The sequence below is a fragment of the Bifidobacterium sp. ESL0798 genome, from assembly GCF_029395415.1.
GTDB lineage: Bacteria > Actinomycetota > Actinomycetes > Actinomycetales > Bifidobacteriaceae > Bifidobacterium.
The window spans coordinates 1,040,146-1,052,479 of record NZ_CP113914.1 but is presented as its reverse complement, the minus strand read 5'-3'; the positions used below and the strand labels follow the sequence as shown (position 1 = coordinate 1,052,479).

10 protein-coding genes and 2 pseudogenes are annotated in these 12,334 nt (G+C 53.8%); 5 read left to right on the top strand and 7 right to left on the bottom strand.

The annotated features are described in order from the left end of the window. Nucleotides 1-14 precede the first annotated feature (14 nt). From pyrE to pyrB, 7 genes and pseudogenes are all read right to left on the bottom strand, one after another. A complete protein-coding gene (gene pyrE, locus OZX74_RS04415; protein ID WP_277157415.1) occupies nucleotides 15-707 on the bottom strand; it encodes an orotate phosphoribosyltransferase in 693 nt (230 codons plus the stop codon). A gap of 107 nt (nucleotides 708-814) precedes the next feature. Continuing rightward, nucleotides 815-1,780, bottom strand: a complete 966-nt coding sequence (locus OZX74_RS04410; RefSeq protein ID WP_277157310.1) for a dihydroorotate dehydrogenase — start codon at nucleotides 1,778-1,780, stop codon at nucleotides 815-817. Nucleotides 1,781-1,818: 38 nt separating this feature from the next. Further along, entirely contained in the window at nucleotides 1,819-2,637 is an 819-nt protein-coding gene (locus tag OZX74_RS04405; RefSeq protein ID WP_277157414.1) for a dihydroorotate dehydrogenase electron transfer subunit, read from the bottom strand. A gap of 69 nt (nucleotides 2,638-2,706) precedes the next feature. Then, nucleotides 2,707-3,638 (bottom strand): annotated as a pseudogene (pyrF, locus tag OZX74_RS04400) (orotidine-5'-phosphate decarboxylase). 243 nt (nucleotides 3,639-3,881) lie between these two features. Continuing rightward, a pseudogene (locus OZX74_RS04395) lies at nucleotides 3,882-5,388 on the bottom strand (dihydroorotase). A gap of 135 nt (nucleotides 5,389-5,523) precedes the next feature. Continuing rightward, on the bottom strand, nucleotides 5,524-5,943 hold the full coding sequence (locus OZX74_RS04390) for an aspartate carbamoyltransferase regulatory subunit (RefSeq protein WP_277157309.1): 420 nt from the start codon (nucleotides 5,941-5,943) through the stop codon (nucleotides 5,524-5,526). Then, nucleotides 5,943-6,899, bottom strand: a complete 957-nt coding sequence (pyrB, locus tag OZX74_RS04385) for an aspartate carbamoyltransferase (RefSeq protein WP_277157413.1) — start codon at nucleotides 6,897-6,899, stop codon at nucleotides 5,943-5,945. The genes OZX74_RS04390 and pyrB overlap by 1 nt, the downstream gene beginning before the upstream one ends. A 371-nt stretch (nucleotides 6,900-7,270) precedes the next feature. On the opposite strand from pyrB, the gene OZX74_RS04380 reads away from it, so the two are divergent. The 5 genes from OZX74_RS04380 to menC are packed head-to-tail and all read left to right on the top strand — an operon-like array spanning nucleotide 7,271 to nucleotide 12,180. Further along, complete coding sequence (locus OZX74_RS04380) at nucleotides 7,271-8,332, top strand: chorismate-binding protein (RefSeq protein ID WP_277157308.1); 1,062 nt, start codon at nucleotides 7,271-7,273, stop codon at nucleotides 8,330-8,332. A gap of 32 nt (nucleotides 8,333-8,364) precedes the next feature. Then, nucleotides 8,365-8,553 carry a chorismate-binding protein gene (locus OZX74_RS04375; RefSeq protein ID WP_277157307.1) on the top strand — a complete coding sequence of 63 codons (189 nt, stop codon included), beginning with the start codon at nucleotides 8,365-8,367 and terminating at the stop codon, nucleotides 8,551-8,553. Nucleotides 8,554-8,565: 12 nt separating this feature from the next. Next, nucleotides 8,566-10,293: a 2-succinyl-5-enolpyruvyl-6-hydroxy-3-cyclohexene-1-carboxylic-acid synthase gene (gene menD / locus OZX74_RS04370; protein WP_277157306.1), complete on the top strand. Its 1,728-nt coding sequence runs from the start codon at nucleotides 8,566-8,568 to the stop codon at nucleotides 10,291-10,293. Then, a complete protein-coding gene (menH, locus tag OZX74_RS04365; protein ID WP_277157305.1) occupies nucleotides 10,283-11,092 on the top strand; it encodes a 2-succinyl-6-hydroxy-2,4-cyclohexadiene-1-carboxylate synthase in 810 nt (269 codons plus the stop codon). Before menD ends, menH begins: the two co-directional genes overlap by 11 nt. Beyond that, nucleotides 11,083-12,180: an o-succinylbenzoate synthase gene (menC, locus tag OZX74_RS04360; RefSeq protein ID WP_277157304.1), complete on the top strand. Its 1,098-nt coding sequence runs from the start codon at nucleotides 11,083-11,085 to the stop codon at nucleotides 12,178-12,180. Before menH ends, menC begins: the two co-directional genes overlap by 10 nt. Nucleotides 12,181-12,334: the final 154 nt, after the last annotated feature.

The window sequence follows — 12,334 nt, the reverse complement described above, 5'->3', positions numbered from 1 at the left end:
CTCAATGTTTCATATCACGCACCATACCGCTCGAGATAGTCGCCGGCACGCTTTTTGATATCGTCGTCGAGCAACGGCTTGCCGTCGACGGTGACCATGCGGGAGGCGGCGGCGAAGATCTCGCGGACGTTGGCGATGGACAGCACCGGGAAGCCGAATTCCTGCTCGACCGACCTGACGGCGGACATGTCGGAATCCTTGGTCTTTTCCATACGGTCGACCGACAGCACCAGGCCTACGATATCCACGTTCGCGGCGGACTTGAGCTTCGGGACCACCTCGCGCACAGCGGTGCCGGCGGTCATCACGTCATCGACCAGCAGGACCTTCATGCCGTCCTTGAGCGGCGTGCCGACGAGGATGCCGCCGTCACCGTGATCCTTCTTTTCCTTGCGGTCGAAGGTGTAGCCGACTTCCATGCCATGCATACTGGTCAGCGCGATGGATGTGGAGACCGCAAGCGGGATGCCCTTGTAGGCCGGGCCGAAAATCGTGGCGATGTCGTGCGGCAGCGTGCCGCCTGCGATGGCCGAGGTGATCTTTTCGGCGTAGAACGCACCCAATGTGGCAATCTTACGGCCGTCGTTGAACGCACCTGCGTTGATGAAATAAGGAGATTGCCGGCCGGACTTCAGCGTGAAATCGCCGAATTTCAGCGCTCCGGATTGCAGCAGAAACTCGGTGAAGCGCTGGTCAATCGGTGTCATCGCAGGCTTTTGGGAATTGTGAGTTTGTGATTTGGTTTTGTTTTCGGTCATATTTTTAACCTTTCATATTAATAAACATCATAAAATACTGAATCTTTGGATTCGTCTTACCATGTCTGACCTTTGGCGAGTTTCGCGGCGAGGTCCGGGCGCGAATCCAGCAGGTCGTCGAGTTCACGGGCAACACGCATCGGCGCGGTCGGGTCGACCAAGGCCGCGGCGCCGACCTCGACTGCGTTCGCACCGGCGTACAGGTATTCCAGCGCCTTCTCGCCCGAATCGATGCCGCCGATGCCGATGATCGGAATGCCGGGAATGGCCTGGCGCACGCGCCAGACGAAACTCAGGGCGATCGGGAAGATGGCCGGTCCGGAGACGCCGCCGGTGCGGTTGGCCAGGATCGGCTTGCCGGTGTTGATGTCGATGCGCATGCCGACCAGTGTGTTGATGAGGCTCAGCGCGTCGGCCCCGGCATCCACCGCCGCATGGGCGACTTCGACGATGTCGGTGACGTTCGGGGAAAGCTTGACGATCATGGGTTTGCTGGTCAGCGCCCGCAAATGCTTGATCAGACGGCTCAGCGCGACCGGATCGGTGCCGACGCTCATGCCGCCATGGCTCACGTTCGGGCAGCTGACGTTGATCTCGAGCATGTCGGCCTGGGAGTCGGCGAGTTTGGCGACGACCTGAGCGTAATCTTCATCGCTGTGCCCGGCGACGTTGGTGATGACGGTGGCGCCGAGTTTCTTGAGTCGCGGCAGTTCGTCGACAAGATAGTGGTCGACGCCGGGATTCTGCAGTCCGACCGAATTGACCATGCCGGACGGGGATTCTGCGGTGCGCGGCCCGGGATTGCCCTCCCACGGCACCGGTGCGACGCCCTTGGTGCAGATGGCGCCCATCTGGCTCACGTAGTAGTAGTCACCGCAGGCATCGAGCTGGAACGTGCCTGAAGCCGTGCCGACCGGATTCTTCCATTCCCTTCCCGCGACGATGGTCTTGTGTCGCCATTCGTGGGGTTCGAGAACGTTCATCGGTTTAGCTTGTTCATCCTCTTTCATGTGTTCGTTCATCGCAGCAGCTCTTTCGTTCGTCGTATCCGTCATCGAACTCACGCCTCCCATCCCAGTTCTTCGGTGGTGAAAACAGGGCCATCCTTGCAGACTTTCAATCTTCCGCTCGGCGTATCGACCACGCAGGCCACACACGCCCCATAGCCGCAACCCATCCGCGCCTCAAGGCTCAATTGTGCAGGAATATTACGCTTGCTTGCCCAAGCTGCAACGGCTTTCATCATTGGCGTTGGCCCGCAGGAAAGAATCACCGGCGGCTGACCGGCATTGCTCAATGCGTCTTCAATGTCGTTCAGCAAATCGACGACGTTGCCTTGGGCATTGACGATGCTGTGAGCATGGTCGGCATAAGGCGCGACCAAATCGTCGGCAAAACGAGCGTTGCGATAGCCAAAAACGGAAGTGACCTCACTACCATCGTTGCACTCGCTGAGCTTCTGTGCTGCATACAGCAGCGGCGGAACGCCAAGGCCGCCGCCCACCAACACATAATTCGCGGGCTTAGTGGTATCGAACGGCTTGCCCAACGGTCCGAGTACGTCAATGACATCGCCGGCCTGTAGCAGCGAAAACTCGGCCGTTCCCGCCCCGACAATCTGATAGATCAGTGTCACGTCATCGCCCTCGACCTGGGCCACGCCGAACGGACGAGGCAGCGCCATCGTGGCGTCAGCGGGATAGAGATTCACGAATTGCGCCGGCTGAACGGTTCGAGCAACGTACGGGTCGCGGATGACCAGCTCATAGATTCCTTCGGACAGCATGGAAGCGGCGATTACTTCATCAGTGCGCCTGCCGGGCTTTTTCCCGGCCGCATCAGCCTGCCGTTCGACGGTTTCCGTGGTGACAGTGGGCATAAAAGCGGTTGCGTTCATGTCTCTCCTTCTGAAAAATTCTGTTGATTAATAAGTTTGAAAGTTGCTATTTCAATGCAGGGCTTTTCTCAAGTCGTCGCGCATCGCGATGGCTGCGGCCCGTGCGCTGCGACCGACCAAGTCAAGCGCCTCTTCCTTGGTCATATCTTCGCGATACTCCCCGACTTCTTCCAGGAACCGATGATGCCACGGGATGAATTGACGATGGCACCCCGTCCGTTCTTGTCGAACATCTGTGCGGCGTCGGCAGCGGTGCCACCCTGCGCGCCGTAGCCGGGAACAAGGAAGAAGGTGTGCGGCATGCGCTCGCGCAGTTCCCTGCCTTGTTCGGGGTGAGTCGCACCGACAACTGCACCAAGCCGGGAATACCCATATTTGCCGATGGAGTCCGCACCCCAGCCTTCCACGAGATCGGCTACATGCTCGTACAACTTGTCCCCGTCTGCGAGTTCGAGTTCCTGAATCTCCTTGCTGGAGGGATTTGAGGTGCGCACCAGCGCGAACACGTCCTTGTCGGTTTGCTTGGCAGCGTCGGTGAAAGGGATGATGCCATCAGTGCCGAAGTACGGATTGACCGTGACAGCATCCTCATACCATGGGCGACCATTGTAGTCGTCTTCGTGTGAGTTGATGCGGGTCAGATGCTTGGCATAGGCGGCGGCGGTCGAACCGATGTCACCTCGCTTGATGTCGCCAAGCACATACAGCCCCTGTTCCTGTGCATATTCGCAGGTCAAGCGATAGATGTCTAAACCGATGGAACCGTATGCCTCGTACATGGCGATCTGCGGTTTGACGGCCGGCACGATATCCTTCACTGCGTCGATAATCGCACGATTGAACTCGTAAAAACCCATAACAATCTGGGCACCCGAATCACTTTCCAAAACGTCCTTGGCAACCTTCATTTTGGCATCTATGCCGTCAGCGTTGTTTATTGAAGCCAGAACTCGCTGGTCGTCGCGATTGTTGCTCCTCCCCAATCCCTCAACGAATGATTCGAGATCCTTTTCGTTGAATTCAATCTCCATAGTGCACGCCTGCACAGGAACCAATGCCTGCGTCGGATCCAGCCCGACGACGCTGGGATTGTCTTTGGCTTCGATGGCTTCAATCAGCCGATCCATTGTTCTACCTCGTTTTCTGCACTATCGATACTGTTCTGTTATTGATTATTACAGTTGTTTTGACTGTTATGCTTACCTGTATATCAGTTTGAATTCCGTTTAAACCGTCATCGAATCGTCTTGCTTGTTCTCCAAACTATCCGGTAACCGGCTAAATACCAACCTTGAACCGATGATCGTGGCCATGGGTCTGCCCATAAGCTCCCAACCGTCGAACGGAGTGTTGCGTCCCTTCGAATGGAACCGGGACGAATCGACCGTCCATTCACTGGGTATCAATCAAGGTCAGCTCGACGTTTTCGGGATGTTCGACCTTACTCAAATCCAGCGTTCGTTTCGTCGCACATTTTGCAGAGGTGTTGAGGAGCATCGCTATATCCGTCGGCGTGTGGCCCATCAAGCGCTCAGGAGCCAGCGACATAAGTTCGATCAGCCGTTCGTCGCTGATGGCACCGCCCTCGACTAGCACCTTGCGGCAGACGCCGTACGCGCATTCCAATCCGATGATGCCGTTCGGCGCATCGACCAGCCCGGCAGCCTTTTCCTCGGCCGTATGCGGGGCGTGATCGGTGGCGATCATATCGACGGTTCCGTCGGCGATCGCGGCGACCGTGGCACGGCGGTCCGCTTCACTTCTCAGCGGCGGGTTCATTTTGGCCATCGTGCCATACTTCAATATGTCCTCGTCACACAACGCCAGATAATGCGGTGCCGTCTCGCAGGTGATCGGCAAGCCTTCGGCTTTGGCCTTGCGAACGGCATCGAATGCTCCGGCCGTCGAGACATGCTGGAAATGGATGTGGGCGCCGGTACGCCGGGCCGCTTCGATGTCACGGTTGACGATCGTCAGTTCGGTTTGCGCAGGAATACCTGCGATACCGAGTTTCCTGCTAATCGCACCATCGTTGATGGCACCGGAATCGTGATGCTCGCAATGCTCCAAAACCGGCAGTCCTGTCGCTTTCGAATCAGCCAGAACAGCATCAAGTATCTCGTCGGTAATAGCTGAGCCGTCGTCAGTGATTGCACGTAGCGGATGTTCCATAAGAGGATTATCTGTGCTCTTGATCGTCTTCACATTGGTATTATCGCTTCGCAGTGATTGGCTGGCGGAATCCATGAAGCGTTCATAATCGGCCGGTCGAATCGGCAGTTTTCCTGCACGTCCCAGTGAAGCGCAGACGGAAATGTCGTAACGAATCGGAAGTTTTACGTCGTGCAACTGCTCGTAGCGTTGCAGATAATCGAGCGTGTTGTAGACGCCTACTTCTTTGAGTTCCTCGCCGCCATCTACAACTTCCTGGACATTGATGTCACGTCCGTCGGCCGCCGGCAATGTGTTTGGCATGATGAGCACGCACGTATAGCCACCGGCGGCAGCGGCCTGCGCACCGGTAAGCATGGTCTCCTTATCAAGTTGACCAGGGTCGCGAAAATGCACATGCGGGTCAGCAAGTCCCGGCGCCACTATCAGCGACGAACCGTCGATATCGCCGGAAACGATAGCACCCGACTCAGTAAGCAAGCGTTCATCGTCGACTTCAGGCACAACGAGATCGATGCGCTCGCCGGTGTCCCACACCGCAATGTCATGAATGGTCAGCATGTGCATTCCGTTCTATCAGTAACCGCCTATTGGTTATATCTTATGTGTTCCAGCTTGCTTACTTGCGCAACCAAGCGTTGGAACCTGTGCCCAAATCCGAATCAACACAGCGGATTTCGGCCACAAGCGACTTCGTTACCGCTGTGCTTCCTCGTCGCAATAGTCGCAACGGTATTCACGGCGTTCGGCGTTGGCCAGGTGGAACCGCTGCTCCAATCCCGTCTCGGCGGTGGTCACGCAGCGTGGGTTCTTGCAGGAGATGACACCGACCAAGTGTTCGGGCAGCTCCGGCTTCGCCTTGTCGACGATTCGGCCGCCCCGGACGATGTTGACGGTCGCGTGCGGCGCGATGAAGCCGAGCGCGTCGAGGTTCAGGCCTTCGACGTCCTCGAGCTTGATGATGTCCTTGGCACCCAGCGCATGGCTGGTCGCGTTCATGATGAGCGCCAGCTTGGTAGTGGTCGGGTCGATCTTGAGATAATGCAGGACGGTGAGCGCCGTGCCCGCGTCAACGTGGTCGATGATGATGCCGTTGGTGATGCTTGTGACTTCCATCAGGCCAACACCTCCTTGCTTGTCTCGTAACCGGGCAGTTCGTCGCCCAGCACCGAACTTTCCAGCGCCATGCGCATGAGCATGCCTCGACGTACCTGCTCGAAGTAGGCGGCACGCGGATCGTCATCGACTTCCTTGGCGATCTCGTTGACGCGCGGCAACGGGTGGAGCACCGCCATCTTGGGTTTGGCAAGCCTCATCTTGGCCGTGTCAAGGATGTAGGTGTCGCGCAGGCGCAGGTAATCGTCCTCGTTGAAGAAGCGTTCCTGCTGGACGCGCGTCATGTAGAGCACATCGAGGTCGCCGATAACCGCTGACAAATCCTTCGCCTCCACGTAGGAGCAGGTCGGGCTGGCGTCGATGCGGTCGAGCACGTACTGCGGGGTCTTGAGCTCGTCGGGGCTGATCAGCACGAACCGGATGTTGCCGAAGCGGCAGAGGGTCTCGATCAGCGAATGCACGGTACGCCCGAACGTCAGATCGCCGCACAGCCCCACGGTCAGGTCGGTGACGCGCCCGAAACGCGCCTGAATGGTGGAAAGGTCGGCCAGGGTCTGCGTGGGGTGCATATGGCCGCCGTCACCGGCGTTGATGACCGGCACATCCGAGGAATGGGCGGCAACCAGTGCGGCGCCTTCCTTGGGATGACGCATGGCGATCAGATCGGCGTACTGCGAGACGACCTTCACCGTGTCGTGGATGGTCTCGCCTTTGGTGGCCGAGGAAAGCTGGGCGCCGGCGAAGCCGATGACCTTGCCGCCGAGCCGTAGCATCGCGGTCTCGAAACTCAGGCGCGTGCGCGTACTGGGCTCATAAAACAAAGTGGCCAACACCCGGCCTGTGCAGGTGTTCGCCACTTCTTTTCTATGGGAATCAATGTATTGCGCTTTGTCAAGCAATACCCGAATCTCCGGAATCGGTATATTATCCAACGTCACCACGCTGGAACCGACCAATGATGATCGCCCGCCCCCATCAGCGGGATTCTTCGTAGGTTTTTGTGTTATCGGCATCGGCTCACCTTTCTCTTGGAAGAAGGTGGCCACTTCATGTGACCATTCACAAGATACCCGCACGCGGCGACACGCGCAGGACGTATTCTCGTGTCTGCGCATGTTCGACATATGTGACCAAGCCGTAGTCAGGAAAGGGACTTCTGTCATTTCTTACGTAATGTATCATGAATGGATATGCCAACGCCAACGTCTCACTTGTAATTGTAAGGTCCGGTTAGCATTGACGGCAGATAATAGGTAATAGTATAATTCCGACACAGGTAGCTGAGTCAACGTTTTGTCATTTAGGCATAGGAAAGAGGCTTGTTTCCTTGGCGACGATTTTAAAAGTTAAGACAATCAAGCTTAAGGAAACTTTACAAACGACGCAGGTCATGCATTGGCTGCAACAACAAACTGGCCCAGTTTTTGCTTGGGAGAACCCCGCACGCACGCAACGCCTATTCGCGAGCGGAGTGGCTTTACAGCCACGGGTGAGCCAACTAACTTTTGCGACGGCACGGCAGTGGTTCCAGAATCTGTCCCAACAATTAATTTTGACACCATCAAGTAGTTGGCACGATGTTAAAGCAGTGGGGAGTTTCCTGTTTGACGAAGCCGATGGTCGTACGCAGAATTGGGGTCCGTTAAGTGGCGGCTTACTGTTTGTGCCACACATTTTGGTGCATTATCAAAAGCAGCAATGGCGTTTGACTTTAATCGACGCCGATTCCAGCGCGATTGATCAACTGGGCCAAGAACTGAAAAACCAGCCAGCTTTGCCGGCACAGCAAGGTTGCATTGATGGCTATCATGAAATCAATCCGCAAGCTTGGACGCATAGGGTCCAACAAGCGCTGGATTGTATCCATCAACACCAATTGACAAAAGTCGTTCTGGCGCGGACTGCCCAGGCGCACGTCCAACAAAGCGTGCCCGAAAGCCTGTGGTTGCAATTGCGTCAGCAACACCCCCACGTTTACCACATTCTATTGCGCAATCATGATACTAGTTTCATCAGCGCGACACCGGAAAGACTGGTAAGGTTCCAGCCGCAACGGATTTTAACGGGTGCGCTGGCTGGGACAACACGGCGCAGTGGGAATTTGTCAACCAATCAGGCTTTGGCACAGCAATTATTGCATGACACCAAAAATCTGGCAGAACACAAATTCGTGGTGGATTGGCTCGATCAAAGGTTACGTGCCTTATGCTTAAAGGTCAGCCATGAAGCGCAGCCGCGAATTTTAGCCACAGCTAATTTGCAGCATCTCTATACACCGATTGTGGCACGCGGCAAGTATGACCCGCTGAAAGTTTTGGCCATCTTACACCCCACACCGGCTTTGGCGGGTACGCCGCAACGATTGGCCCAAAAATCATTCGGCGATTAGAGCCCCAAGGGCGCGGCCTATATGGAGCGCCTGTGGGTTATTTCAGTTTAGACCAAGAAGGTGAGTGGGCGGTTGGTATTCGCAGTGGTTTGTTAACTGATCAGGGATTAACGTTATGGGGCGGTGCCGGAATCGTAGCTGCATCACAGCCAACGACCGAATTACAGGAAACGACACACAAAATGCAGTCTTTACTGTCGATTTTTCAAATAAAAGATTGAAGAAGCAAAATCATGAGTGATGGATATGCTTACTTAACACGACAATTGCGCCCTTTATTACAGGCCTTTTTGGTCGCCGGCGTGCAAAAAGTGGTGCTTTCGCCGGGTTCGCGCTCGACTCCGTTGGCTATTCTATTAGGGCAATTAGAAGATCAAGGCAAACTGCAATTGTATGTCGATGTCGATGAGCGTTCAGCGGCTTTCTTCGCTCTCGGCCTGTCGAAAACGAGCGGACAACCGGTATTGCTGGTATGTACATCCGGAACAGCGGCGTCTAATTATTATCCAGCTATTTGTGAAGCGAAAGCAAGCAATGTGCCGTTGATTGTTTTGACAACTGACCGTCCACCTGAATTACAGCAAGTCGGTGCGCCTCAAACATTGACGCAGGATTATATGTACGCGCAGCAGGTGAAAGCTTTCTATCGGTTGGTCATGCCGCAATCTGCAACGACACTGAACGAGATCAAATACAATATTTATATCGCGCAAAAGGCAGTGTATCAAGCCCTTGCTTATCCACAAGGACCAGTGCATTTGAATCTGCCGCTGCAAAAGCCGCTATTACCTAATCTGGATGTGACCGATGATTCATTGCAAGTGCGGCCGATTTTTACGAAGCCGCAGACTTTGCCTGAACCGGCATTATTACAACTGGTTGAGCAATATTTATCGGGTAAAAAGGGCCTGCTGGTAGTTGGCCCAGCACTCAATTGCGCCACCGGCAGTCAGGTTATTTGCCAATTTGCGCAACGCTATCACTGGCCCATTTTGGCCGATCCTTTGAGCGGCTTACGGGGACAAAGCCCCGAAGTTCTGTCTACCGGGGACTGGATTTGTAAAAATATGGCATCCCTACCTGCGAGCTATCACCCCGAAGTGGTGCTGCGCTTGGGAGCCACCCCTGTTTCGGCGGCGTTGAGTTCGTGGTTGACGCAAGCCCAAATTACGACGGTTTATCTCGATGCCCAGCGCAGTTTTTTGGATCACACCTTGCAGACCGATCTGGTTGTTCCTTTTGAGCCAAGCACCATTCTGCCCAAGTTGCATTTGCAAAAAGCATCTCAGAGCTGGCTTTTACAGTGGCAGCAATTGGACCAAACAATTCAAAAAAAGTTACAATCTCATCTATGCAAGACACATACCTTAACGGAACCCAAAGTAGCTTTTGGTCTTGCACAAGCTTTACCACGAGACGCCGCTTTATTCGTCAGCAATTCAATGCCGATTCGTGAAATTGACGATTATTTTTGGCCTGCTGCGCCGGTCAAGCTTTGGGCGAATCGAGGCGCCAACGGGATAGATGGGATTAATTCGACGGCGTTGGCCATGGCCACACAACATCAGCCGGCATATTTATACATCGGCGACCTGGCCTTCTTCCATGATCTAACCGGTTTGATGATGGCGCGTCAATATCAATTGGATTTGACGATTATCGTCCAGAACAATAACGGCGGCGGCATTTTCTCGTTCCTACCCCAAGCCCATGAAACATCACAATTCGAAAAAGTCTTTGGTACTCCTTTGGATTTAGATATTGCCACCATTGCGCGTTTGTATCAAGCCAAATACTGTCAAATAACGACTTTTGATCAATTGACTAGCGCTTTGCACGCTCCCGTCAAGGGTTTGACCATCTTGGAAGTGGCGACACAACGGGCATCACTGGTTTCCTTTGAACAGCAATTGGCGCAACAAGTTACGCACGCCATCAAGGACTTGCCACATGCAAATTAACGTGGGTCAAAATTCATATCACGTGTCCGTTTACGGAGCAGGGCAACCGTATTGGTTGTTCTTACATGGCTTTATGGGGAGCGGCCAAGATTTTGCGCCTATCGCACGGCATATCAAAGGGACGGCGTTGTTACCTGATTTGTTAGGTCATGGACAAAGCGGCAAGCCTACACAGGCCGAATCTTACGCAATGGCTCGTCAAGCCGTGGATTTAAAAAATATTTTACAACAGTTGCAAGTTGAACAACCGCTGCGGCTTGTGGGCTACTCGATGGGCGGCCGTCTGGCGTTATATTTTTCCTGGCGATATCCACAGTTGGTCCAACAGCTAATACTGGAAAGCAGTACAGCAGGATTGGCGACCGCAAAAGAGCGGGAAAAACGACAACGACAAGATCAGGCAAAAGCACGGTTTTTGCAAACCAGACCGTTGGCTGAATTTGTGGCACATTGGGAGCAGCTGCCTCTATTCGCCTCGCAAAAAACCTTGCCGTCACAGTTACAAGAACAAGTGCGGCAACAGCGCCTAAGTCAGGAACCGCAAGCTTTGGCTGCTAGTTTATTAGGTATGGGGACCGGGGTGATGCCCAATTTGTGGCCATATCTGGCGCAAATATCTTTGCCAGTCATGTTGATAACGGGACAAGAGGATCGCAAATTCCAAGGCATTATGCGACAAATGGCTGCCCGGCTACCCCAAGCTCAATTACATGTCATTGCCCAAGCAGGGCATAATGTACATCTGGAACAGCCGCAGTCGTATTGCCGACTATTGAAGGAGTTTTTGCCATGCGTCTAACGGGCTTGAAATTATTACCGATTCGCCTCCATCTCAAGCATCCTTTTGTATCCGCCCACGAAACATTAAGCGAACGCCTGGTGACTTTGGTCGCTGTACGTGATGAAAACGGCAATTGGGGTTATGGCGAGCTGGAAGCATTCACCACACTGTTTTACACGAATGAAACGCAAGCCATCGAGCAAATGGTGTTGCGACAGTATTTGTGGTCTGTGGTGCGAAATCAAGAATTTACGACACCACCAGACCTGTATGCGCATTTACAAGTTTTAAAGGGACATCATTTTGCCAAAGCCGCTTTGGATATGGCGGTTTGGGATCTCTACGCCAAGCAACAACAGCTACCACTAGCCGCGGTTCTAGCCAAGCAAGTTCATGCTCAATGGCAGGATCATGTGGCGGTGGGTATCAGTTTGGGCCTCCAAGACGATGAACCGCTGCTAGCGGCTGCCCAAAAAGCACAGGAACAAGGCTATCAGCGTATCAAATTAAAGGTTAAAGGCAATGCCGATTTGCAGAGGATCGGTCGCTTGCGTCAACGAACGTCAATAAAGTCTTTGACAGTAGACGCCAATCAAAGCTTGCAGTGGACCAAAGATCTGGCGGCAACCATTGATCGCCTGCAGCTGACTTTTATCGAAGATCCGGTGCCCCAACCTAGCGCCAAATGGGCACAGCAGATGCACACTCCAATTTGTTTAGACGAGCCGATCACCAGTGTGGACCAAGCCAAGTATGCTTGGCGATTACAATTAGGTCAAATCATTAGTGTCAAACAGGCGGTAATTGGTGGGCTAACACCAGCTTTAGAATTGATCATGGCGCACCGCCAGTTGGGTTTTGATATTTGGTGCGGCGGAATGCTGGAGGGAGGCATTGGGCGCGCGGCCAATTTGGCCTTAGCCAGCTTAACTGATTTTGCTTATCCAGGCGACTTATCGGCAACGGAACGTTATTATCAAAAAGACTATACGACACCTTTACATGTAACTCAGGGTCTGATGCCGGTATCGCATGACGCGGGAGTCGGTGTCGATTTGCTGCCCATGTACCAAGAATTATTGGACCAACAAAAAACAATATGCTAATTGAGCGATAACGGGGTACGGTGGAAAAGATATCCAAGTCCCACCACACCCCGTTTCAGTTCTACTTGGCTTGGCAACCAGGGCATATCTCAAGATGGAATTAGAGAAAGATTTTCTACTATCTTTTTCGGTAATGCATCATGAATGGATACGT